The sequence below is a fragment of the Flavobacterium sp. KACC 22763 genome (assembly GCF_028736155.1).
Classification (GTDB): Bacteria; Bacteroidota; Bacteroidia; order Flavobacteriales; family Flavobacteriaceae; genus Flavobacterium.
Genome location: NZ_CP117879.1, coordinates 5,385,239 through 5,409,758 on the forward strand (window position 1 = coordinate 5,385,239; position 24,520 = coordinate 5,409,758).

Below are 24,520 nucleotides of genomic sequence, written 5' to 3' on the forward strand. Positions count from 1 at the left end.
AAAATTTTTATTATGAAGGTAGATGTTCATGCAGTTAATTTTACTGTCGACAGAAAATTGGTCGATTTTATCCAAGAAAGAATGGGTAAGCTAGAGAAATACTACGATCGTGTGGTTTCATCAGATGTTTTTTTAAAAGTGGAAAGAACAAGTGATAAAGAAAATAAGGTGGTGGAGATAAAGATTAATGTTCCTGGTGATGATTTTTTGGTAAAAAAACAATGTAAAACATTTGAAGAAGCGGTTGAGCTTTCTGCAGAGTCGTTAGAACGTTTGCTTGTAAAAAGGAAGGAAAAAATTAGAGCGCACATTTAATTGAAATTTTTTTCAAAAAATGTTTTGATTAAAAGATAAAATAGCTACATTTGCAGTCCGTTAGAAATAGCGGACTTTTTTAATGTATTCGCCGATGTAGCTCAGCTGGCTAGAGCAGCTGATTTGTAATCAGCAGGTCGTGGGTTCGAGTCCCTCTATCGGCTCAGGAAATTTCAAATGCGATTTGAAATAAGTTCTTTAAAATTAAGGGGAGATACTCAAGCGGCCAACGAGGGCAGACTGTAAATCTGCTGTGTGAACTTCGCAGGTTCGAATCCTGCTCTCCCCACAAAAAAAAGAGGTTAAGATTTTGAGTCTTAGATTTTAGATTGTTGAAAATCTGAGATTTGGATTCGAAAATCTCAAATCAGAACTCTCTGCCGGTGTAGCTCAGGGGTAGAGTGCTTCCTTGGTAAGGAAGAGGTCTCGGGTTCAAATCCCGACATTGGCTCAAGTAAGTAGGAAATTGAAAATTAATATATAACTAAGATTAAAAATTAAGTAAAATGGCAAAGGAGAATTTTAATCGTTCCAAACCGCACTTAAACATAGGTACAATTGGACACGTAGATCACGGAAAAACTACATTAACTGCTGCAATTACAAAAGTATTGTCAGATGCTGGTTACTGTCAAGCAAAATCGTTTGATCAAATCGATAACGCTCCAGAGGAGAAAGAAAGAGGTATTACTATCAATACGTCTCACGTAGAGTACGAAACAGCTAACCGTCACTACGCTCACGTTGACTGTCCAGGTCACGCGGATTACGTAAAGAACATGGTTACTGGAGCTGCTCAAATGGACGGAGCTATCTTAGTAGTTGCTGCTACAGATGGTCCAATGCCACAAACTCGTGAGCACATCCTTTTAGGTCGTCAGGTTGGTATTCCAAGAATCGTTGTTTTCATGAACAAAGTGGATATGGTTGATGATGCTGAGTTGTTAGAGCTTGTTGAAATGGAAATTAGAGATTTATTATCTTTCTACGAATATGATGGAGATAATGGTCCTGTAGTTCAAGGTTCTGCTTTAGGAGGATTAAACAATGATCCAAACTGGGTACCTAAAATTATCGAATTAATGGAAGCTGTTGACAACTGGATCGAAGAGCCAGTGCGTGACGTTGCTAAACCATTCTTGATGCCAGTTGAGGACGTATTTACAATTACAGGTCGTGGAACTGTTGCTACAGGTCGTATCGAAACTGGAGTTGCTAACACTGGAGATCCTGTTGAAATCATTGGTATGGGAGCTGAGAAATTAACTTCTACTATTACAGGAGTTGAGATGTTCCGTAAAATCCTTGATAGAGGTGAAGCTGGAGATAACGTAGGTTTATTGTTAAGAGGTATTGATAAAGCTGATATCAAAAGAGGTATGGTTATTATTAAGCCAGGTTCAGTAAAACCACACGCTAAATTCAAAGCTGAGGTTTATATCTTGAAAAAAGAAGAAGGTGGACGTCACACTCCATTCCACAATAACTACCGTCCACAGTTCTACGTACGTACAACTGACGTAACAGGAGTTATTACTTTACCAGCAGGTGTAGAGATGGTAATGCCAGGTGATAACTTAACTATTGAGGTTGCTTTATTAAGCCCAATCGCTATGAACGTAGGTTTACGTTTCGCTATCCGTGAAGGTGGTAGAACAGTTGGTGCTGGTCAGGTTACTGAAATCGTAGAGTAATTCTATAAATAAATAAAAGCCAGTGATTTCTTATTTGAAATCACTGGCTTTAATTACGGGCGTAGTTCAAGGGTAGAATAGCGGTCTCCAAAACCGTTGATGGGGGTTCGAATCCCTCCGCCCGTGCAATAAAAAATATATCAAATGACAAAAGTTACTAATTATTTATCAGAGGCTTTCGAAGAGTTAAAGTCAAATGTTACTTGGCCAGCTTGGGCTGAAGTTCAAAAATTGACAATTGTTGTGGCTGTATTTTCGATTTTATTCGCTTTGGCAACATGGGGAGTAGACGAATTTTTTGCAAAAGCTTTGGCTGGATTTTTTAACTGGTTAAAAGGATAATTTTTTTGTGATGGCAGATAATAATGTGAAAAAATGGTACGTAGTTAGAGCGGTTAGTGGTCAAGAGAATAAAGTGAAAGCTTATATCGAGACTGAGATTGCGAGATTAGGTATGGAGGATTATGTTTCTCAGGTTTTGGTTCCTACTGAAAAAGTAGTTACTGTAAAAGATGGGAAAAAATCATCTAAGGATAAAGTTTACTTTCCTGGATATGTTATGATTGAAGCTAACTTAGTTGGTGAAATCCCTCATATTATTAAGTCAATTACTAGTGTTATTGGATTTTTGGGAGAAACTAAAGGTGGAGAACCTGTTCCTTTAAGACTTTCTGAAGTAAACCGTATGTTAGGTAAAGTAGATGAGTTGGCTGTAAATACAGACACTCGTTCTATTCCATTTAGTGTTGGAGAAACGGTTAAGGTTATTGATGGACCTTTCAATGGATTTAATGGATCTGTTGAGAAAATCAATGAAGAAAAGCGTAAGCTTGAGGTAATGGTTAAGATTTTCGGAAGAAAAACTCCATTGGAATTAAGTTTTATGCAAGTAGAAAAAGTATAATTTTTTGTTACACTATAATAAACCATTGTAATCGCTTCCATTGATTACAGTGTTAAATTTTTTAAAAATGGCTAAAGAAATTAGTAAGGTAGTTAAACTACAAGTTAAGGGAGGTGCTGCGAACCCGTCGCCACCGGTTGGACCTGCTTTAGGAGCTGCTGGGGTTAACATCATGGAGTTTTGTAAGCAATTTAATGCTAGAACTCAAGATAAACCTGGCAAAATTTGTCCAGTGCAAATCACTGTGTACAAAGACAAATCATTTGATTTTGTTGTTAAGACTCCTCCAGCAGCAGTTCAGTTAATGGAAGCTGCAAAGCTAAAATCTGGTTCTGGTGAGCCTAATCGTAAAAAAGTAGCTAGCGTTACTTGGGAACAAATTAGAACTATTGCTGAAGACAAAATGCCAGACTTAAACGCTTTCACAATTGAGAAAGCTATGAGTATGGTTGCTGGAACAGCTAGATCTATGGGTATAACTGTATCAGGAGATGCTCCTTTTTAATTAAGAAAAAGAAATGGCAAAATTAACAAAAAAGCAAAAAGAGGCTGCTTCAAAAATTGAAAAGAACAAATTATACTCTTTAAAAGATGCTGCTGCATTAATTAAAGTTGTTGCTTCTGCAAAATTTGATGAGTCTGTTGATATCGTAGTTCGTTTGGGTGTTGATCCAAGAAAAGCGAATCAAATGGTAAGAGGTGTGGTAACTTTACCTCACGGAACAGGAAAAGACGTTAAAGTATTAGCGTTGGTTACTCCAGATAAAGAGGCTGAAGCAAGAGAGGCTGGAGCAGATCACGTTGGTCTTGATGATTACTTACAAAAAATTAAAGACGGTTGGACAGATGTTGATGTTATCATCACTATGCCTGCTGTAATGGGTAAATTAGGTCCATTAGGTCGTATTTTAGGACCTAGAGGTTTAATGCCAAACCCTAAAACAGGTACTGTAACTATGGATGTTGCAAAAGCTGTTCAAGAGGTTAAAGCTGGTAAAATTGACTTTAAAGTTGATAAAACTGGTATCGTACACGCAGGAATCGGTAAAGTTTCTTTTGGAGCTGAGCAGATTGTTGACAACGCACACGAAATTATTCAAACATTAATAAAACTTAAACCAACTGCTGCTAAAGGTACATACATCAAAGGTATTCACCTTACAAGCACAATGAGTCCTGCTATCGCATTAGACCCAAAAGCAGTATAATTGGTAGTTAAAAATTTTTAGTATGACTAGAGAAGAAAAATCAATCGCGATTGAAAATTTAACTGCGCAGTTAGCTGGTACAAATATCATTTATGTATCTGATATTTCTGGTTTAAACGCAGAGACAACTTCAAACTTACGTAGAGCTTGTTTTAAAGCAGGTATCAAATTAGAGGTTGTAAAGAACACTTTGCTTGCAAAAGCAATGGAAGCTTCTTCTAATGATTATGGTGATTTACCTACAGTTTTAAGTGGTAACAGTGCTATCTTTATTTCTGATGTTGCTAACGCACCTGGAAAAATTATCAAAGATTTCCGTAAGAAATCTGATAAACCAGTTTTAAAAGGAGCTTACATCAACTCTGAAGTATATATTGGGGACAACCAATTAGATGCATTAGCTACTATTAAATCTAAAGAAGAGCTTATTGGAGAAATCATTGGATTATTACAATCTCCAGCTCAAAGAATTATTTCTGCTTTACAAAACAAATTCGCTGGAAGCGAAGAAGAAGGAGCAGAGTAATTATCGTAAGGGAGTTTGCTTCCTTACTGCTTAATTAGCGCACAATAATTAAATTATATTTTTTACACAAATCATTTTAAACGATAGAAAAAATGGCAGATTTGAAACAATTCGCAGAACAATTAGTTAACTTAACAGTTAAAGAAGTTAACGAATTAGCAACAATATTAAAAGATGAGTACGGAATCGAGCCTGCTGCTGCTGCTGTAGTAGTTGCTGCTGGTGGAGGAGACGGTGCTGCTGAAGAAGCACAAACTGAATTTACAGTTGTATTGAAAGATGCAGGAGCTTCTAAATTAGCTGTTGTAAAATTAGTTAAAGAATTAACTGGTTTAGGTCTTAAAGAAGCTAAAGATGTAGTTGACGGTGCACCAAGCAACGTTAAAGAAGGTGTTTCTAAAGAAGAGGCTGAAGGTCTTAAAAAATCTTTAGAAGAGGCTGGAGCTACTGTTGAGCTTAAATAATTAAACTCAGTTTAAGAACTAGGTTTAGGTCTTGAGTTAACACTCAAAGGCCTAAACCATTTTTCGTATAATAAAATATATCAATTTTATTATCCCATAGTTTAAAATACGAAAAAGTTTTTGATCAATACGAAGAAAGAAAATTAGACTTAATTTATAGAACTAATTTTTAAAGATGTATTGATTATAATAAGAAAGTATAGATTAAACAATGTGTATTTACACAAAAATAAATTACTTTTTTTTAATCAAAATTTTGTCCATTGATGATAACAAATCAGACTGAAAGATTGAATTTTGCCTCTACAAAAAATATCCCTGACTATCCAGACTTTTTGGATGTTCAGGTTAAATCTTTTAAAGATTTCTTTCAATTAGAAACGAAATCTGACGAAAGAGGCAACGAAGGGTTATACAATACCTTCATGGAAAACTTCCCAATTACAGATACAAGAAATAACTTTGTATTGGAATTCCTAGATTATTTTGTTGATCCACCACGTTATACAATTCAAGAATGTATAGAGAGAGGTCTTACATATAGTGTGCCTTTAAAAGCTAGATTAAAACTATACTGTACAGATCCAGAACACGAAGATTTTGAAACTATTGTACAAGATGTTTATCTTGGAACAATTCCTTACATGACTCCTAGTGGTACTTTTGTTATTAATGGTGCCGAGCGTGTTGTAGTATCTCAATTACACCGTTCTCCAGGGGTTTTCTTTGGACAGTCATTCCACGCAAATGGAACTAAACTTTATTCTGCCAGAGTAATTCCTTTTAAAGGTTCTTGGATAGAATTCTCTACAGATATTAACAGCGTAATGTACGCGTATATCGATAGAAAGAAAAAATTACCTGTAACAACTTTATTCCGTGCTATCGGTTTCGAAAGAGATAAGGATATCCTTGAAATTTTCGACTTAGCTGAAGAGATTAAAGTTTCTAAAACAGGTATTAAGAAATATATTGGAAGAAGACTTGCTGCCCGTGTATTGAACACATGGCACGAGGATTTCGTAGATGAGGATACTGGAGAGGTAGTTTCTATCGAACGTAACGAAATCATCCTTGATCGTGATACTATTATCGACAAAGATAATGTTGAAGAGATCATTGATTCTAACGTAAAATCTATTTTGTTACACAAAGAGGATAATAACCAAGCAGATTATGCTATTATCCACAACACGTTACAAAAAGATCCAACAAACTCTGAAAAAGAAGCTGTAGAGCACATTTACCGTCAGTTGCGTAACGCTGAACCGCCTGATGAGGAAACTGCTCGTGGTATTATAGATAAATTGTTCTTCTCTGATCAACGTTATAACTTAGGTGAGGTTGGTCGTTACAGAATGAACAAAAAATTAGATTTAGATATCCCTATGGATAAGCAAGTGCTTACTAAAGAGGATATTATTACAATCGTAAAATATTTGATCGAATTGATCAACTCTAAAGCAGAGATTGATGATATCGATCACTTATCAAACCGTCGTGTTAGAACAGTTGGTGAACAATTGTCTCAACAATTCGGTGTTGGTTTAGCACGTATGGCTAGAACTATTCGTGAGAGAATGAACGTTAGAGATAACGAGGTATTTACACCAATTGATTTGATCAATGCTAAAACATTGTCATCAGTTATCAACTCTTTCTTTGGTACTAACCAGTTATCTCAATTTATGGATCAAACGAATCCATTAGCTGAGATTACACACAAAAGAAGACTTTCTGCACTTGGACCAGGTGGACTTTCGAGAGAGAGAGCTGGTTTCGAGGTTCGTGACGTTCACTATACTCACTATGGTCGTTTATGTCCGATTGAAACTCCTGAGGGACCAAACATTGGTTTGATTTCATCTCTTGGTGTTTATGCAAAAGTAAACGGAATGGGATTCATTGAAACTCCATACCGTAAAGTAACTAATGGTGTAGTTGATTTAGAAAGTACTCCAGTTTACTTAAGTGCTGAAGAAGAAGAAGGTAAAATGATTGCTCAGGCAAACATTGAAATGGACGCTTCTGGTAAAATTACAGCTAGCAATGTTATTGCTCGTGAGGAAGGTGACTTCCCAGTTGTTGAGCCATCAGTAGTTCATTATACAGACGTTGCTCCTAACCAGATCGCTTCGATTTCTGCGTCATTGATTCCTTTCTTGGAGCATGATGATGCGAACCGTGCGTTGATGGGATCAAACATGATGCGTCAGGCAGTTCCTTTGATCCGTCCTGAAGCTCCGATTGTTGGTACAGGTTTAGAGCGTCAAGTAGCTTCAGATTCAAGAGTATTGATCAATGCTGAAGGGCATGGTACTGTTGAATACGTAGATGCTAACATCATTACTATTAAATACGATCGTACAGAAGACGAGAGAATGGTTAGTTTTGATGCTGATGAGAAAACGTACAACTTAATTAAATTTAGAAAAACCAACCAAGGTACAAGTATCAACTTGAAACCAATCGTAAGAAGAGGTGACAGAGTTGTTCCTGGTCAAGTATTGTCTGAAGGATACGCTACTCAAAATGGAGAATTAGCTTTAGGTAGAAACTTAAAAGTTGCGTTCATGCCATGGAAAGGGTACAACTTCGAGGATGCGATTGTAATTTCTGAAAAAGTAGTTCGTGATGATATTTTTACATCTATCCACGTTGATGATTATTCATTAGAGGTTAGAGATACTAAGTTAGGAAACGAAGAGTTAACAAATGATATTCCTAACGTTTCTGAAGAAGCTACTAAAGATTTAGATGAAAACGGTATGATCAGAATTGGAGCAGAGGTTAAACCTGGCGACATTCTAATCGGAAAAATTACACCAAAAGGAGAATCAGATCCTACTCCAGAGGAGAAATTGCTTCGTGCAATCTTTGGAGATAAAGCTGGTGATGTAAAAGATGCTTCATTAAAAGCTTCTCCATCTTTACATGGTGTAGTTCTTGACAAAAAATTATTTGCAAGAGCCGTAAAAGATAAACGTAAACGTACTCAGGATAAAGATGCTTTAGGTGCTTTAGAAATGGAATTCGAAACTAAATTTGTTGAATTAAAAGACAGATTGGTTGAGAAATTATTCTTGATCGTTAACGGAAAAACATCTCAAGGTGTAATGAATGATTTGGGTGAAGAAGTTTTACCAAAAGGTAAAAAATATACTCAAAAAATGCTTTACGCAGTAGAGGATTTTGCTCACTTAAGCAAAGGTCAGTGGGTTGCTGATGACGCTACTAATAAAATGGTTAATGATTTAATTCATAACTATAAAATTAAGCTAAACGACTTACAAGGAGCTTTAAGAAGAGAGAAATTCACTATTACAGTTGGAGATGAATTACCATCTGGAATCTTGAAATTGGCTAAAATCTATATCGCTAAAAAACGTAAGTTAAAAGTAGGTGATAAAATGGCAGGTCGTCACGGTAACAAAGGTATTGTTGCTAGAATCGTTCGTCACGAAGATATGCCATTCTTAGAAGATGGAACACCAGTAGATATCGTATTGAATCCACTTGGGGTACCTTCACGTATGAACATTGGTCAGATTTATGAGACTGTATTAGGATGGGCTGGTATGAACTTGGGTAGAAAATTTGCTACTCCAATCTTCGACGGAGCTTCTCTTGACGAAATCAATGCTTTGACTGATGAAGCTGGAGTACCACGTTTCGGACATACTTACCTATTTGATGGTGGAACTGGAGAGCGTTTTGCACAAAAAGCGACTGTGGGTGTAATTTACATGCTTAAATTAGGACACATGGTTGATGATAAGATGCACGCACGTTCTATCGGACCATACTCATTGATTACGCAACAACCACTTGGAGGTAAGGCTCAATTTGGAGGTCAGCGTTTCGGAGAGATGGAGGTTTGGGCACTTGAGGCTTATGGAGCTTCTAGTACACTACGTGAAATCTTAACAGTTAAGTCTGATGACGTTATTGGTAGAGCTAAAACTTACGAGGCTATCGTTAAGGGTGAAACTATGCCAGAACCAGGTTTACCAGAATCATTCAATGTATTAATGCACGAATTGAAAGGTCTAGGTTTAGATCTTCGTTTGGAAGAATAATAATAAAAAAATATAGAGACGTGATTAATCGCGTCCCTATATTCGTATTTATAACAAGTTTTTAAAGATTTATACCCGTAACCCGTTCCGATTTTTTATAACAATGCGAGGCATTTTATAACTAGCACTTCAAATAAGATTTTGAGGTTTAGAGAAGTAACCCGAGGTAGTAGCTGAATGATTAACTCTTAGTTTTCCTAAGAGTAGATTATAAATCTAAAATCAATTTTTTAATTGCAAATAAATCAATAGTAAAAACTATGATGAATAACAGAAACAATAAAGATAAAAATCCAGTAAAAAGATTTAACAAAATCTCTATTGGATTGGCTTCACCAGAATCTATCTTGAAAGAATCAAGAGGAGAGGTTTTAAAGCCAGAAACTATTAACTATAGAACTCACAAACCAGAGCGTGACGGACTTTTCTGCGAAAGAATCTTCGGACCAGTAAAAGATTTCGAATGTGCTTGTGGTAAGTATAAAAGAATTCGTTACAAAGGTATCATCTGTGACCGTTGTGGTGTTGAAGTTACTGAGAAAAAAGTACGTCGTGATAGAGTAGGACACATCAACCTTGTTGTGCCAATTGCTCATATCTGGTACTTCCGTTCTCTTCCAAACAAAATTGGTTATATCCTTGGTCTTCCATCTAAGAAATTAGATATGATCATTTACTACGAAAGATACGTAGTAATTCAGCCAGGTATCGCTAAAAATGCAGATGGAGAATCACTACAAAGATTAGATTTCTTAACTGAAGAGGAATATTTAAATATTTTAGATACTCTTCCGCAAGAAAACCAATATTTAGATGATTTAGATCCTAATAAATTTGTTGCCAAAATGGGAGCAGAGTGTATTATGGATTTATTAGCTCGTATTGATCTAGATGCTTTATCTTATGAATTAAGACACAGCGCTAACAATGAGACTTCTAAACAAAGAAAAACTGAGGCTTTAAAAAGATTACAAGTTGTTGAATCTTTCCGTGAGTCTAACGAAAACCGCGAAAACCGTCCAGAATGGATGATTATGAAAGTGGTTCCAGTTATCCCGCCAGAATTACGTCCGCTTGTGCCACTTGATGGAGGTCGTTTTGCAACTTCAGATTTGAACGATTTATATCGTCGTGTAATCATCCGTAACAACCGTTTAAAAAGATTAATGGAGATTAAAGCTCCAGAAGTTATCTTAAGAAACGAGAAACGTATGTTACAAGAATCTGTAGATTCATTATTTGATAACACTCGTAAAGCTTCTGCTGTTAAAACAGAATCAAACAGACCATTAAAATCATTATCTGACTCATTAAAAGGTAAACAAGGACGTTTCCGTCAAAACCTTTTAGGAAAACGTGTGGATTATTCTGCTCGTTCGGTAATTGTTGTTGGTCCAGAGTTAAAATTATATGAGTGCGGATTGCCAAAAGATATGGCTTCTGAATTATACAAACCTTTCGTTATCCGTAAATTGATTGAAAGAGGTATTGTAAAAACAGTAAAATCTGCTAAGAAAATCATTGATAAGAAAGAGCCAGTAGTTTGGGATATCCTTGAAAACGTAATTAAAGGACACCCAGTATTACTGAACCGTGCTCCTACTTTGCACAGACTTGGTATTCAGGCTTTCCAACCAAAATTAATTGAAGGAAAAGCAATCCAGTTACACCCATTAGTATGTACGGCTTTCAACGCCGATTTCGATGGTGACCAGATGGCGGTTCACTTACCATTAGGACCAGAAGCTATTTTAGAGGCTCAATTATTAATGTTGGCTTCTCACAATATCTTGAACCCTGCAAATGGTGCTCCAATTACTGTACCTTCTCAGGACATGGTCTTGGGTCTATACTATATGACCAAAGAGCGTATTTCTACAGAAGATCACAAAATTATTGGTCAGGATTTAACTTTCTATTCTGCTGAAGAAGTAAATATTGCATTAAACGAAGGAAGATTAGAATTGAATGCTCGTGTGAAAATTAGAGCAAAAGATTTTAATGACGCTGGAGAATTAGTGTACAAAATCATCCAGACAACTGCTGGACGTGTATTATTTAACGAAGTAGTACCTGAAGCAGCTGGATATATCAATGACGTATTGACTAAGAAAAACCTTAGAGATATTATCGGGCACATTTTAAGTGTGACTGATGTACCTACAACGGCAGCTTTCTTGGATAATATGAAAGATATGGGGTATAAATTCGCATTTAGAGGAGGTTTATCATTCTCTTTAGGTGATATTAGAATCCCAGAGCAAAAAACTAAGTTAATTGCAGATGCTAGAGAGCAAGTTGAAGGTATCTCAACTAACTATAACATGGGTCTTATCACAAATAACGAGCGTTACAACCAAGTTATTGACGTATGGACTTCAGCAAATGCTCAGTTAACAGAGTTAGCAATGAAAAATATTAGAGAAGACCAACAAGGTTTCAACTCTGTATATATGATGCTTGACTCTGGGGCGAGGGGTTCTAAGGAGCAGATTCGTCAGTTAACTGGTATGCGTGGTTTGATGGCTAAGCCTAAAAAATCTACTGCTGGCGGTGGTGAGATTATTGAAAACCCGATTCTTTCTAACTTTAAGGAAGGTCTTTCGATCCTTGAGTACTTCATTTCTACTCACGGTGCTCGTAAAGGTCTTGCGGATACGGCTCTTAAAACGGCCGATGCTGGTTACTTGACAAGAAGGCTTCATGACGTTTCTCAAGATGTTATTGTTAACATCGAAGATTGTGGAACTTTAAGAGGTGTTGAAGTTGCAGCGTTGAAGAAAAATGAGGAAATCGTTGAATCTTTAGGAGAGAGAATTTTAGGACGTGTTGCATTACAAGACGTTATTAATCCTCTTACTAACGAAGTAATGGTTAAATCTGGAGAGCAAATTACAGAATCAATTATGAGAACTATTGAAGCTTCTCCAATTGAGAAAGTAGAAGTTAGATCTCCGTTAACTTGTGAAGCTTTAAAAGGTATTTGTGCTAAATGTTACGGTAGAAACTTAGCTACTGGTAAGATGACACAAAGAGGTGAAGCTGTCGGAGTTATTGCAGCTCAGTCTATTGGAGAGCCAGGTACACAGTTGACACTTCGTACGTTCCACGTTGGAGGGGTTGCTGGAGGTATCTCTGAAGAGTCTAGTATTGTTACAAGATTCAACGGTAGACTTGAAATCGAAGATTTAAAAACAGTTAAAGGTGAAGATAGTGAAGGTAACGAAGTTGATATCGTTGTATCACGTTCTACGGAGTTGAAATTAATTGACGAAGGAACCGGAATTGTTTTAAATACGCATAACATTCCTTACGGATCTAGTATTTTTGTAAATGACGGAGATGTAGTTACTAAAGGAACTGTAATCTGTAAATGGGATCCATATAATGGTGTAATTGTTTCTGAATTTACTGGTAAGATTGCTTACGAAGATTTAGAGCAAGGACAATCATACATGGTTGAAATTGATGAGCAGACTGGTTTCCAAGAAAAAGTAATTTCTGAGGCTAGAAACAAAAAATTAATCCCAACTTTATTAGTTTATGGTAAAGAAGGTGAATTGATTCGTTCATACAACTTACCAGTAGGTGCACACTTAATGGTTGAGAATGGTGAGAAAATTAAAGCAGGTAAAGTATTAGTGAAAATCCCACGTCGTTCTTCTAAAGCGGGCGATATCACGGGAGGTCTTCCAAGAATTACTGAGTTGCTTGAGGCTCGTAACCCTTCAAACCCAGCAGTTGTATCTGAAATTGACGGTGTTGTATCATTCGGAAAAATTAAGAGAGGTAACCGTGAGATTGTTATCGAGTCTAAATTTGGTGAGATTAAAAAGTATTTAGTTAAACTTTCTAGCCAAATCTTAGTACAAGAAAATGACTTCGTAAGAGCGGGAGTTCCATTGTCTGACGGTGCAATTACACCAGATGATATCTTAAGAATTCAAGGTCCAGCTGCTGTACAACAGTACTTGGTAAATGAAATTCAAGAGGTTTACCGTTTACAAGGGGTAAAAATTAATGATAAGCACTTTGAGGTTGTAATTCGTCAAATGATGCGTAAAGTAAGAGTTGAAGATCCGGGAGATACTTTATTCTTAGAAGATCAATTAATTCATACTAAAGATTTTATTGTTCAAAACGATAAATTATATGGTATGAAAGTGGTTGAAGATGCTGGAGATTCTTCAGTATTGAAACCAGGTCAGATCATTACACCTCGTGAATTGCGTGATGAAAATTCATTATTGAAACGTACAGATAAAAATCTTGTTGTAGCAAGAGACGTAATCACTGCAACTGCAACGCCAGTTCTACAAGGTATTACAAGAGCTTCGTTACAAACTAAATCATTCATTTCTGCGGCTTCATTCCAGGAGACAACGAAAGTACTTAACGAAGCTGCAGTAGCTGGTAAAGTAGATGATCTAGAAGGATTAAAAGAAAACGTAATCGTTGGACACAGAATTCCTGCAGGAACTGGTATGAGAGAATACGATAACACTATTGTAGGATCTAAAGATGATTACAACGAAATGATGGCTAATAAAGAAGAATACATTTATTAATTAGGGAAACTATGAGTAATCCGAAACAACAACAAGAGCAAATTAACATTGAGTTAGACGAAACGATTGCAGAAGGAATTTATTCTAATCTTGCGATTATCAATCACTCATCATCGGAGTTTGTTTTAGATTTTGTGAGCATTATGCCAGGTATTCCTAAAGCCAAGGTAAAATCAAGAATTGTCTTGACACCACAACATGCTAAAAGATTATTAAAAGCAATAGGTGAAAATATCCATAGATTTGAGGCAGCTCATGGCGAAATCAAAGAAACGGAACAAGCGCCAATTCCGCTTAATTTTGGTCCGACAGGACAAGCATAAACTTTAAAGCCCCTTTTTTAAGGGGCTTTTTTTATGGAGAAAAGACAAGGGATGTAGTTTGTCGGATTTAATTTACTTTGGTCGAGTAATTTTCTTTTCGGATAAGTATTGTTTTAACTTGGTATAGCCTAAAAAAGATTGAATTTTGAAATATTAATGACTTAGTAAGGTTGATTTAATTCAAATTATTAAAAGTGCTAATTGTATTAGCACTTTTTTTTATGCTTTTTTTATTTCTTTTCCAACCTTTTGTTCAAAAACATACTCTATATAAGTATAATGATCTCTTTGAGGTATTAACTTAAATGATTACAGTATGAAAAAGAAATTCACCTTAGAAATAGCAAGTCCATGTTCTGAAAACTTTGATAAAATGATTCCGAATGCAAACGGTTCGTTTTGTAATTCCTGCATGAAAAATGTAATTGATTTAAGTAAGAAAACCAATTCGGAAGTTGCTAGGTTCATTGCAGAGAACAAAGATAAATCGGTTTGTGCAAGACTAAAAACTACGCAGTTAGAAGAGCAATTTGAATATAGCGAAAATTCTAAAATTAATACGTTAAAATATGCTGCAGTCGCGGCTTCTGTGTTACTTGCATCAAATCTTTCAGCACAAGAAAAAGAGCCTATTCAAACCGAAATAAGCCGTCCACAACCCAATACTTATAAAGTGGGGAAAGTGGCTTATAATCAAACTCGAAATGAAGAGGTTTCGATAACAATAAAAGGAAAGTTATTAGAGGCTAAAACTAATAAACCTTTTGACAAAGAAGTATATTCAAACTTAATGCTTGCTGTTGAAGGGGCACAGAATCCTGTAAAAGTAAATCCTAAAACAGGGGAGTTCGCTATAGAAACCAAAGTTTTAAAGGATAGTAAAGCGCTAATGGTCACAATTACAGCAAATGATTATTATTTATCAAAGGAAATAGCTTTTGATATAAAATCTGCTAAAAATAATGTTTTGATAAAAAATATAATTGTTGATTCAGGTGAGCTTATCAGAATCTATATCGCGGGTGGATTAGGAATTAATTATACCCGTTAATATTAAATTTACATATTGGGGAATGTAAATAGAAAAGGCTGTCTAAATAAATTGACAGCCTTTTTTTATTTTTAATCTAAAGCGAATTAATCGAACTCAGATGTAAAGTAAAGTTTAACGGTTGGGTATTTACTTTGTGTCATTTGAATTGTGAAATCAGAATCAGCTAAGAATACCAATTGGCCGTATTTATCATGAGCCAAGAATTTTTGTTTAATACGTTTAAATTCTTTGAATTCTTCGTTTTTAGCATCGTCAGGTTTTACCCAACAAGCTTTGTGTACAGGGAAGTTTTCGTAAGTGCATTTTGCTCCGTATTCGTGCTCTAAACGATATTGAATTACTTCATACTGAAGTGCTCCAACAGTTCCGATAACTTTACGGTTGTTCATTTCTAAAGTAAATAACTGAGCAACACCTTCATCCATTAACTGATCTACTCCTTTATCTAGTTGTTTTGCTTTCAGCGGGTCAGCATTATTGATATATCTAAAGTGTTCTGGAGAGAAGCTCGGAATTCCTTTAAAACTCATGATTTCGCCTTCTGTCAAAGTATCACCAATTTTAAAGTTTCCTGTATCATGCAAACCTACAATATCACCTGGATAAGAAACATCGACTATCTCTTTTTTCTCGGCGAAGAATGCATTTGGACTAGAGAATTTTAAATTTTTCTTTTGACGAACGTGATAATAAGGTTTATTTCGTTCGAAAGTTCCAGAAACAATTTTAATGAAAGCCAAACGATCTCTATGCTTAGGATCCATATTGGCGTGAATTTTAAACACAAAACCACTCATTTTTTCTTCTGTTGGATCAACCAAACGAGTTTCAGAATCTTTTGGTCTTGGAGATGGAGCAATTGTAACGAAACAATCTAACAATTCACGAACCCCAAAATTATTCAATGCAGAACCAAAGAATACAGGTTGAATTTTTCCGTCTAAATAATCTTGACGTTCAAATTTTGGATAGACCTCATCGATTAATTCTAATTCTTCACGAAGTTTTGTTGCTGCTTTTTCACCAACAATTTTATCTAGTTCAGGATTATTTTGGACATCAGAAAAAGCAATCGTTTCCTCTATGTTTTTACGGCTGTCTCCGCTGAAAAGATTAATGTTTTCTTCCCATAAGTTGTAAATTCCTTGGAAATCATAACCCATTCCGATTGGGAAACTTAATGGAGTTACTTTTAAACCTAATTTTTGCTCCACTTCATCCATTAAATCAAAAGCATCTTTACCTTCACGATCTAATTTATTGATGAAAACAATCATTGGAATATTACGCATTCTACAAACTGCAACCAATTTTTCAGTTTGCTCCTCAACCCCTTTTGCAACGTCAATTACAACAATTACACTGTCAACAGCAGTTAAAGTTCTAAAAGTATCTTCGGCAAAATCCTTGTGTCCAGGAGTATCAAGGATATTGATTTTTTTATCTTTATAATTAAAAGCAAGCACAGAAGTCGAAACCGAGATACCTCTTTGGCGTTCGATTTCCATAAAGTCACTCGTTGCTCCTTTTTTAATCTTATTACTTTTTACCGCTCCAGCTTCCTGAATAGCACCTCCAAACAACAGTAATTTTTCAGTTAAAGTTGTTTTACCGGCATCGGGGTGCGAGATAATTCCAAATGTTCTTCTGCGTTGTATTTCTTTTAAAAAGCTCATATTTCGTATAAATAGGTTGCAAAAGTACTATTAAATACGGCTTTATAAAAATATTCACTTCCTAAATTTGGAAGTCTTTTGTCTTAAGCGGTTTTTTAGAGTAAAAAATAAGGCTGTTTTTGCAACAGCCTTAAATAGTCATTTTTAAAATTACTGATTAATTGACCAAATTGAATATCCTTTTGGAGGACATTGTATTTTTACCCATTTGTCTGCTTGAGTTGTTGGATACCAAGATGAGTTTCCTGTAAAATCTTTAATTTGAGTATTAGCCCAATTGGTCTGAATCCATCTTTCTTGCCAAACATCTGAATTGTTAATGTAAACTACCAATCCAGGATTTCCGTTGTAACCATTTCTTCTTGCAACATATTCATCATTATCAGAATACAAAATAGAAGTTGTTCCGGTTGCTTTATTATTGTGAATCCAAATCAGATTATTCAATTTGTTTTTATCCAACCATTCTTCATAATCTCTGTAAAAGATTGTTGGATAACCTTCGTGAGTTAATATGTATGAATAAGCAAGCATTTTGCTCCAAATTTCATCTGTATCATGATTGGTTACAAAAGTTACTGCTTTGTATGGATTACGTTTCCACATCATATCATCATTCAAAAGAGCAAGATTGTTTCCATCAAAAGCATCATTCATTTTGTAGTAACAAGCAAAATCAAATACAGAACTATTGGCAGCATTTGCCCAATCATTCAAGACGTTTACATTTGAATCCCATAATTCTCCAACAGAAAATCCGCCAACATTGGCATTCCATGAATTTACAACCCAAGCACCAAAACCTTTTACATAGTCGAATCTCCAACCATCAAATTTCATCGTGTTTTTATAGTATTTACCAACTCCGTCAGTACGCAACCACAGCCAATTTTGTACATTCGGCGCGGCGTGACATAAGTCAGGGAAACCTCCAAAAGATCCTTCGTCATTATTTCCGTAGCTATTTTTATAAAAATCATTATAATTGCGAGGAAATTTACCCGAAGCAACTCCTGTAAAATTAGTCCACGTATTTGTTCCTGTAAACGGATTTGCTTCAGATTGTCCGCCACTATTATGGTTGATTACGATATCTGCATAAACTTTAATGTTCTCGTTGTGAGCAGCTGTAATTAGATTTACCAATTCAGTTTTTGATCCAAATCTGGTTTCGACACTTCCGTTCTGATTGTAATCTCCAAAATCAAAGTAATCTGTTGGATCGTATCCCATAGAAAATGCTCCGTTTTGTGCTTTTGAAGCAGGCGGAAGCCATATAGAGCCAATTCCGGCGTTGCCCCAAGCTGTAACTTTACTGCTTACAGTGTTCCACCAAGTTCCTCCAGAAGGGACATCCCAGTAGAAAGCTTGCATCATGACACCTCCACCTGGATTATCAACATATTTTCCTGTTGAAGAAGAATTGGAAGTTCCTATGCTAAACGGTTTTCCGTCATGATGCGTAACATCAATGACTTTGAAATTTTGGCTTTCAGCTTTTGAATCGGATTCGCTCATTTCGTTCTGAGAACACGAATACAACAGTCCAGTAAACGCCGTAATAAGGCATAATTTTAAAATAGGTTTTTTCATAATAGATGTGGTTAAGTTAAATAGTAAGTTTTGTAATTGTCAAATTCAGACTTTAAAAAAGCAGATATTGTTATTTTTTAATACTGTAAAATGATAATTACGCATCTAAAGTAATTTTTTTTTGATTTAATTTTAATTTGCAAGAAAACAAGACTTCACGAAAACGTTGTAGTGTTAAGAACTTTTTTTTAGAGCGCTTATAATTAGGAGTTTGTTTACTTTTAAAATCCAAATTTTAGAAGGATTTATAAAGATGCCTTTCGTTGTATTATGAAAATTGAAATAACCGATTTGGTATGCTGTTATAGAACTATCCTATAATTTTTTGTTAATAGTATATCGGATAGTTGGATTATGTAATTGAATTGTTATTTTTGTTCGTTATAAGTTACGAAAGAATTATACTTTAATTATTTATGTTTATGTCGGACATATGTAATTTTAGAGGGATTATCTAAAAAAGGCTTTACATTCAAATAAAAATTAAAATAATGTTATTAAAAAAATTACAGCTAAAAACAATTGATTTCAAGTTTGCACTAACAATTTGTTTTTTTCTTTTTTTAACTCCAATAATCACAGCGCAAGAAATTATTCCTGATGTTGTTGCTCAAAAGCCAGTTGAAACTCCTTCTGGTGGGAAATTGAAGATCGATGGAATTATTGCTACAGTAGGAGATTATATTGTTTTAGATTCTGATATCGATAAAGGATTTTTGGAAATCACTGCGCAAGGCGGATCTGTAAAAGATATTACAAGATGCCAGATGCTTGGTAAACTTTTGGAAGACAAATTATACGCACACCAAGCTATTCAGGATAGTATTATTGTAAGTGATGCCGAGGTTAGAGGTATGATGGAAGACCGTCTTAATTATATGACGCAGCAGGTAGGTGATATCAATAAAGTAGTTGAGTATTATAAAAAGAGTTCTGTAGAAGAATTTAAAACTTATTTTGCAGATATCTTAAAGGAGCAAAAATTGGCTTCGGAGATGAGAGATAAGATCGTTAAAGATGTTGAGATTACTCCAGAAGAAGTTCGTAATTTCTTTAAGAAAATCCCAAAAGATGAATTGCCAACTTTTGGAGCTGAAATGGAAGTGGCGCAAATTGTTGTAGAACCTAAAATTTCTAAAGAAGACAAGCAAAAAGTAATTGACAGACTAAATGCTATTAGAAAAGATGTTCTAGAAGGTTCTAGTTTTGCTACAAAAGCCGTTTTATACTCTCAAGATCCAGGATCATCACCAAATGGAGGGTATTACAAAATGACAAGAAAAACTGCTTTTGTTAAAGAATTTAAAGATGTGGCTTTTAGTTTGCAGGCGGGAGAAATTTCAGAGCCTTTTGAAACAATTTATGGATATCATATTATAATGGTAGAAAAAATTAAAGGACAGGAAGTTGAGCTTCGCCATATACTGATAGCGCCAACTGTTTCTGAAGCGGCTTTAAAAGAAGCAAAAGAAAGAATTACTAATATTAGAAATAAGATTGTTAATAAAGAATTGACTTTTGCTGAAGCAGCAAGAACAGAATCTGACGAAAAGGAAACTAGAACAAATGGGGGAACATTGGTGAATCCAACAACACAAGACACTCGTTTTGAATTGACTAAAATGGATCCGACTTTGTATAGCCAAGTTTCAAATTTAAAAGGTGATGAAGTTTCTCAACCACTTTTAAATACAGATGAAAAAGGTAAGAAAACATATAAGTTAATTACGGTTACAAACAGAATTGACGAGCACACTGCTGATTACGCTAAAGATTATACTAAAATTAAAGAATTAGCATTAAAAGAAAAGCAGATTAATGCAATTGCAAAATGGTTTGATACTAAAATTAAAGATACTTACATCAAAATCATTGGAGAGTATAAAGATTGTACTTTTGCGAACAATTGGTTGAAAAAATAAGTTTTAATAAATAAATAAAAAGAGTTAGTTTTATGATTTCATAGAATTAACTCTTTTTAATTTTAAATACATTCATAAATGTCTGACGTAACAGCAATTCACAATTTAGTTCAAAAAAGAAACGAATTAAAAAAAGAAATAGCGAAAATCATTGTAGGGCAGGACGCCGTTGTAGATCAAATTTTACTTTGTATATTTTCTGGAGGACATGCACTTTTAATTGGAGTTCCTGGTTTGGCAAAAACCTTAATGATAAATACTTTGTCTCAGGCTTTAGGCTTAGATTTTAAAAGAATTCAGTTTACGCCAGATTTGATGCCTTCTGATATTTTAGGAAGTGAAATTTTGGATGAAAATAGAAGCTTTAAATTCATTAAAGGGCCAATTTTCTCTAACATCATTCTAGCTGACGAGATCAACAGAACACCTCCAAAAACACAGGCGGCCTTGTTAGAAGCAATGCAGGAGAGATCAGTTACTATTGCTGGCCAGCATCATAAATTAGATTTGCCATATTTTGTTTTGGCAACTCAAAACCCAATTGAGCAGGAGGGAACTTATCCTTTGCCTGAAGCGCAGTTAGACCGTTTTATGTTTGCTATTAAATTGGAATATCCAACTTTTGAAGAAGAAGTTCAGGTAGTAAAAAGAACAACATCTGATGTTAAAACAGAAATTAATCCGTTGTTTACTGCACAAGAAATCATAGATTTTCAACACCTAATCCGTAGAATTCCAGTTGCAGATAATGTTATTGAATATGCCGTAACGCTAGTAAGCAAAACACGTCCAGATAATAGTTTGACAAACGATTTTGTGAAAAATTATTTGGATTGGGGAGCAGGGCCAAGAGCTTCTCAGAATTTAATTTTGGCAGCAAAAGCGCACGCTGCTTTCAATGGAAAATTTTCTCCAGATATTGAAGATGTTCAGGCAGTGGCAACAGGAATTCTTCGCCATAGAATTATTAAAAATTACAAAGCAGATGCGGAAGGAATAACTGAAGAAGTTATTATTAAAAAGCTGATGTGATTTTTTTTTAAATAGATATAAAAATCCTGATAATTCAATATCAGGATTTTTTGTTTTATTCTAGGATTTTAAATTCGATCGACGACGCTCAAACGACGTCAAATAGATCAACTATAACGTTATAATTGCTTATTTAGAAAGATTCTTTGCGAAAATAGAGGTAAAAACTTACTTGCTTTATAACATCAAATTTCGACTTTGTTAAAGAAAAGATCTTTAAATGTTAATAATTCATTATTTTAATTCAAAATTGATTTTTTAGCAAAAACAAGCAGTGAAAATCGTTTTTTAGCAATAATAATTTTTGAAAAGGCTTGTTCTATTATATTTTTTTTAATTATCGGGTTTAATGCTTAAATTTGCCTCAAAAAAATAAATCCGCTTTTATTATGAATATTTATCAGGATTACCTTCAAGAAATTGAAGAAAGAAAAAATCAAGGGTTACACCCTAAACCAATTGATGGAGCTGAATTATTAAGCGAAATCATTGCTCAAATTAAAGATGTTGATAACGCAAATCGCGAAGACTCTCTTAAGTTTTTTATTTACAATACTTTACCAGGTACAACAAGTGCCGCAGGTGAAAAAGCTAAGTTCTTAAAAGAAATTATTTTAGGTCAATCAGTAGTAAAAGAAATCACTCCAGCTTTTGCTTTTGAATTATTATCGCACATGAAGGGTGGACCTTCTATTGAAGTGTTGTTAGATTTAGCTTTAGGAAACGATGCTGCAATTGCTCAACAAGCTGCAGACGTTCTTAAAACACAAGTTTTTCTTTACGATGCAGATACTGACCGTTTGAAAGAAGCTTTCAAAGCTGGTAACTCATTCGCTAAAGAAATTATCGAGAGTTATGCAAAAGCTGAATTCTTCACTAAACTTCCAGAAATAGCAGAAGAAATTAAAGTTGTTACTTATATCGCTGGTGAAGGAGATATCTCTACAGATTTGCTTTCTCCAGGAAACCAAGCTCACTCTCGTTCAGATCGTGAACTTCACGGTAAGTGTATGATTACTCCTCAAGCACAAGAGGAAATTCAAGCGTTACAAGCAAAGCACCCAGATGCAAGCGTAATGTTAATCGCTGAAAAAGGAACAATGGGTGTTGGTTCTTCTAGAATGTCAGGTGTAAACAACGTGGCGCTTTGGACAGGAAAACAAGCAAGTGAGTATGTTCCATTCGTAAATATTGCTCCAATTGTTGGAGGTACAAATGGTATTTCTCCAATTTTCCTTACTACAGTTGACGTAACTGGAGGTATCGGAATTGACCTTAAAAACTGGGTTAAAAAATTAGATGCTGATGGAAAACCAGTATTGAACGAAAACAACGAGCCAATTCTTGAGCAAGCTTATTCTGTTGCTACAGGAACTGTTTTGACAATCAATACTCAAACTAAAAAGTTATACAACGGTGATCAGGAATTAATTGATATTTCTAGATCATTTACTCCTCAGAAAAAAGAGTTCATTAGAGCTGGAGGATCTTATGCGATTGTATTCGGTAAAAAACTTCAAACTTTCGCGGCTAAAGTTTTAGATATCGAAGCTCCTGCTGTATTTGCTCCATCTAAAGAAATTTCTAACGAAGGGCAAGGTTTAACTGCTGTTGAAAAAATCTTCAATAAAAATGCTGTAGGAATTGCTCCAGGAAAAGTGTTACACGCTGGTTCTGACGTTCGTGTAGAAGTAAACATTGTAGGTTCTCAAGATACTACAGGTCTTATGACGGCTCAGGAATTAGAGTCTATGGCTGCTACAGTTATTTCTCCAATTGTTGATGGTGCTTACCAATCTGGTTGTCACACTGCTTCTGTTTGGGACAAAAAAGCTCAGGCTAACATTCCTAAATTGATGAAATTTATGAACAACTTCGGTTTGATCACAGCTCGTGACCCGAAAGGAGTTTATCATTCAATGACTGACGTTATCCACAAAGTACTTAACGATATTACTATCGACGAATGGGCAATCATTATTGGTGGTGACTCTCACACTAGAATGTCTAAAGGTGTTGCTTTTGGTGCTGACTCAGGAACTGTTGCTCTTGCATTGGCTACTGGAGAGGCTTCTATGCCAATTCCTGAATCTGTAAAAGTGACTTTCAAAGGAGATATGAAAGGTTATATGGATTTCCGTGATGTGGTTCACGCTACACAAGCGCAAATGCTTAAGCAATTCAACGGTGAGAACGTATTCCAAGGAAGAATCATTGAGGTTCACATCGGAACTCTTACTGCTGACCAAGCGTTTACATTTACAGACTGGACTGCAGAGATGAAAGCAAAAGCTTCTATCTGTATTTCAGAAGACGATACTTTGATCGAATCGTTGGAAATTGCTAAAGGCAGAATCCAAATCATGATCGACAAAGGAATGGATAACGACAGACAAGTTCTTCAAGGTTTAATCAATAAAGCAGATAAGAGAATTGCAGAAATTAAATCTGGTGAAAAACCAGCTTTAACTCCAGATGCAAATGCTAAATACTATGCTGAAGTTGTAGTTGATTTGGATCAAATTGCTGAACCAATGATCGCTGACCCAGATGTTAATAATAAAGACGTTTCTAAGCGTTATACTCACGATACTATCAGACCATTGTCTTTCTATGGTGGAGAGAAAAAAGTAGATCTTGGATTTATTGGTTCTTGTATGGTTCACAAAGGAGATATGAAAATCCTTGCTCAAATGTTGAAAAACGTTGAAGCACAAACAGGTAAAGTTGAATTTAACGCTCCACTTGTAGTTGCTCCTCCAACTTACAACATTGTTGATGAATTGAAAGCAGAAGGTGATTGGGAAGTTTTACAAAAATACTCAGGTTTCGAATTTGACGATAACGCTCCTAAAGGTGCAGCTCGTACAGAATACGAAAACATGTTGTATTTAGAGCGTCCTGGATGTAACCTTTGTATGGGTAACCAAGAAAAAGCTGCTAAAGGAGATACGGTGATGGCAACATCTACTCGTCTTTTCCAAGGTAGAGTTGTAGAAGATGCTGAAGGTAAAAAAGGAGAATCATTGCTTTCTTCTACTCCAGTTGTGGTTCTTTCTACAATTTTAGGTAGAACTCCAACTATGGAAGAATATACTGCAGCGGTAGACGGAATTAACTTAACTAAGTTTGCTCCTTCTAACAAACAATTAGTTATGTAAT

General features: G+C 35.3%; 17 protein-coding genes and 4 tRNA genes. 19 read left to right on the forward strand and 2 right to left on the reverse strand.

All coding sequences use genetic code 11. The features are described 5' to 3' along the window. The first annotated feature begins 12 nt into the window (after positions 1–12). From hpf to PQ463_RS22840, 16 genes are all read left to right on the forward strand, one after another. Positions 13–315, forward strand: coding sequence for a ribosome hibernation-promoting factor, HPF/YfiA family (hpf, locus tag PQ463_RS22765; RefSeq protein WP_008466930.1), 303 nt, complete (start codon positions 13–15; stop codon positions 313–315). A 90-nt stretch (positions 316–405) separates the two neighbouring features. Further along, positions 406–479 (forward strand) — tRNA-Thr (locus PQ463_RS22770). Positions 480–523: 44 nt separating this feature from the next. Continuing rightward, positions 524–604 (forward strand) — tRNA-Tyr (locus PQ463_RS22775). 90 nt (positions 605–694) lie between these two features. Next, positions 695–766, forward strand: a tRNA-Thr gene (locus tag PQ463_RS22780). Between the two features lie 55 nt (positions 767–821). Continuing rightward, positions 822–2,009 (forward strand): elongation factor Tu, encoded by a 1,188-nt coding sequence (gene tuf, locus PQ463_RS22785; RefSeq protein WP_109192121.1) that lies wholly within the window; start codon positions 822–824, stop codon positions 2,007–2,009. Positions 2,010–2,064: 55 nt separating this feature from the next. After that, positions 2,065–2,135 (forward strand) — tRNA-Trp (locus PQ463_RS22790). Between the two features lie 18 nt (positions 2,136–2,153). Beyond that, positions 2,154–2,351, forward strand: a complete 198-nt coding sequence (gene secE / locus PQ463_RS22795) for a preprotein translocase subunit SecE (protein ID WP_008466927.1) — start codon at positions 2,154–2,156, stop codon at positions 2,349–2,351. Positions 2,352–2,361: 10 nt separating this feature from the next. After that, the gene (gene nusG / locus PQ463_RS22800; RefSeq protein ID WP_008466925.1) at positions 2,362–2,913 is read left to right on the forward strand and encodes a transcription termination/antitermination protein NusG; all 552 of its coding nucleotides are present in this window, start codon (positions 2,362–2,364) and stop codon (positions 2,911–2,913) included. A gap of 67 nt (positions 2,914–2,980) precedes the next feature. Further along, entirely contained in the window at positions 2,981–3,418 is a 438-nt protein-coding gene (rplK, locus tag PQ463_RS22805) for a 50S ribosomal protein L11 (protein WP_008466923.1), read from the forward strand. Between the two features lie 13 nt (positions 3,419–3,431). Beyond that, positions 3,432–4,121, forward strand: a complete 690-nt coding sequence (gene rplA / locus PQ463_RS22810; RefSeq protein ID WP_274255627.1) for a 50S ribosomal protein L1 — start codon at positions 3,432–3,434, stop codon at positions 4,119–4,121. A gap of 22 nt (positions 4,122–4,143) precedes the next feature. After that, positions 4,144–4,647: a 50S ribosomal protein L10 gene (gene rplJ, locus PQ463_RS22815; protein WP_111422296.1), complete on the forward strand. Its 504-nt coding sequence runs from the start codon at positions 4,144–4,146 to the stop codon at positions 4,645–4,647. Positions 4,648–4,739: 92 nt separating this feature from the next. Continuing rightward, complete coding sequence (rplL, locus tag PQ463_RS22820; protein WP_008466917.1) at positions 4,740–5,111, forward strand: 50S ribosomal protein L7/L12; 372 nt, start codon at positions 4,740–4,742, stop codon at positions 5,109–5,111. 266 nt (positions 5,112–5,377) lie between these two features. Continuing rightward, entirely contained in the window at positions 5,378–9,190 is a 3,813-nt protein-coding gene (gene rpoB / locus PQ463_RS22825; protein WP_111422298.1) for a DNA-directed RNA polymerase subunit beta, read from the forward strand. A 260-nt stretch (positions 9,191–9,450) separates the two neighbouring features. Next, the gene (rpoC, locus tag PQ463_RS22830) at positions 9,451–13,758 is read left to right on the forward strand and encodes a DNA-directed RNA polymerase subunit beta' (RefSeq protein ID WP_111422300.1); all 4,308 of its coding nucleotides are present in this window, start codon (positions 9,451–9,453) and stop codon (positions 13,756–13,758) included. Between the two features lie 11 nt (positions 13,759–13,769). After that, positions 13,770–14,081, forward strand: a complete 312-nt coding sequence (locus PQ463_RS22835) for a DUF3467 domain-containing protein (RefSeq protein ID WP_055094614.1) — start codon at positions 13,770–13,772, stop codon at positions 14,079–14,081. A gap of 316 nt (positions 14,082–14,397) precedes the next feature. Continuing rightward, a complete protein-coding gene (locus PQ463_RS22840) occupies positions 14,398–15,132 on the forward strand; it encodes a hypothetical protein (RefSeq protein WP_274255629.1) in 735 nt (244 codons plus the stop codon). Between the two features lie 86 nt (positions 15,133–15,218). Here the strand turns inward: PQ463_RS22840 and PQ463_RS22845 are convergent, their stop codons facing one another. Then, positions 15,219–16,811 (reverse strand): peptide chain release factor 3, encoded by a 1,593-nt coding sequence (locus PQ463_RS22845; RefSeq protein ID WP_274255630.1) that lies wholly within the window; start codon positions 16,809–16,811, stop codon positions 15,219–15,221. A gap of 150 nt (positions 16,812–16,961) precedes the next feature. Continuing rightward, positions 16,962–18,404, reverse strand: coding sequence for an alpha-amylase (locus PQ463_RS22850; protein ID WP_274255631.1), 1,443 nt, complete (start codon positions 18,402–18,404; stop codon positions 16,962–16,964). A gap of 491 nt (positions 18,405–18,895) precedes the next feature. Between PQ463_RS22850 and PQ463_RS22855 the strand changes: the two genes are divergently transcribed. From PQ463_RS22855 to PQ463_RS22865, 3 genes are all read left to right on the forward strand, one after another. Beyond that, positions 18,896–20,326 carry a peptidylprolyl isomerase gene (locus PQ463_RS22855; RefSeq protein ID WP_274255632.1) on the forward strand — a complete coding sequence of 477 codons (1,431 nt, stop codon included), beginning with the start codon at positions 18,896–18,898 and terminating at the stop codon, positions 20,324–20,326. Positions 20,327–20,404: 78 nt separating this feature from the next. Next, positions 20,405–21,358, forward strand: coding sequence for an AAA family ATPase (locus tag PQ463_RS22860; RefSeq protein WP_274255633.1), 954 nt, complete (start codon positions 20,405–20,407; stop codon positions 21,356–21,358). Between the two features lie 389 nt (positions 21,359–21,747). Next, positions 21,748–24,519 (forward strand): bifunctional aconitate hydratase 2/2-methylisocitrate dehydratase, encoded by a 2,772-nt coding sequence (locus PQ463_RS22865; RefSeq protein WP_274255634.1) that lies wholly within the window; start codon positions 21,748–21,750, stop codon positions 24,517–24,519. The last annotated feature ends 1 nt before the right edge of the window (position 24,520 follow it).

Coding starts and splice junctions, on each gene's coding strand:
- secE (WP_008466927.1), top strand. CDS start 2,154: ATGACAAAAGTTACTAATTATTTATCAGAGGCTTTCGAAGAGTTAAAG.
- PQ463_RS22865 (WP_274255634.1), top strand. CDS start 21,748: ATGAATATTTATCAGGATTACCTTCAAGAAATTGAAGAAAGAAAAAAT.
- PQ463_RS22860 (WP_274255633.1), top strand. CDS start 20,405: ATGTCTGACGTAACAGCAATTCACAATTTAGTTCAAAAAAGAAACGAA.
- hpf (WP_008466930.1), top strand. CDS start 13: ATGAAGGTAGATGTTCATGCAGTTAATTTTACTGTCGACAGAAAATTG.
- nusG (WP_008466925.1), top strand. CDS start 2,362: ATGGCAGATAATAATGTGAAAAAATGGTACGTAGTTAGAGCGGTTAGT.
- tuf (WP_109192121.1), top strand. CDS start 822: ATGGCAAAGGAGAATTTTAATCGTTCCAAACCGCACTTAAACATAGGT.
- PQ463_RS22835 (WP_055094614.1), top strand. CDS start 13,770: ATGAGTAATCCGAAACAACAACAAGAGCAAATTAACATTGAGTTAGAC.
- rplJ (WP_111422296.1), top strand. CDS start 4,144: ATGACTAGAGAAGAAAAATCAATCGCGATTGAAAATTTAACTGCGCAG.
- PQ463_RS22845 (WP_274255630.1), bottom strand. CDS start 16,811: ATGAGCTTTTTAAAAGAAATACAACGCAGAAGAACATTTGGAATTATC.
- rplK (WP_008466923.1), top strand. CDS start 2,981: ATGGCTAAAGAAATTAGTAAGGTAGTTAAACTACAAGTTAAGGGAGGT.
- rpoB (WP_111422298.1), top strand. CDS start 5,378: ATGATAACAAATCAGACTGAAAGATTGAATTTTGCCTCTACAAAAAAT.
- PQ463_RS22855 (WP_274255632.1), top strand. CDS start 18,896: ATGTTATTAAAAAAATTACAGCTAAAAACAATTGATTTCAAGTTTGCA.
- PQ463_RS22850 (WP_274255631.1), bottom strand. CDS start 18,404: ATGAAAAAACCTATTTTAAAATTATGCCTTATTACGGCGTTTACTGGA.
- rplL (WP_008466917.1), top strand. CDS start 4,740: ATGGCAGATTTGAAACAATTCGCAGAACAATTAGTTAACTTAACAGTT.
- PQ463_RS22840 (WP_274255629.1), top strand. CDS start 14,398: ATGAAAAAGAAATTCACCTTAGAAATAGCAAGTCCATGTTCTGAAAAC.
- rpoC (WP_111422300.1), top strand. CDS start 9,451: ATGATGAATAACAGAAACAATAAAGATAAAAATCCAGTAAAAAGATTT.
- rplA (WP_274255627.1), top strand. CDS start 3,432: ATGGCAAAATTAACAAAAAAGCAAAAAGAGGCTGCTTCAAAAATTGAA.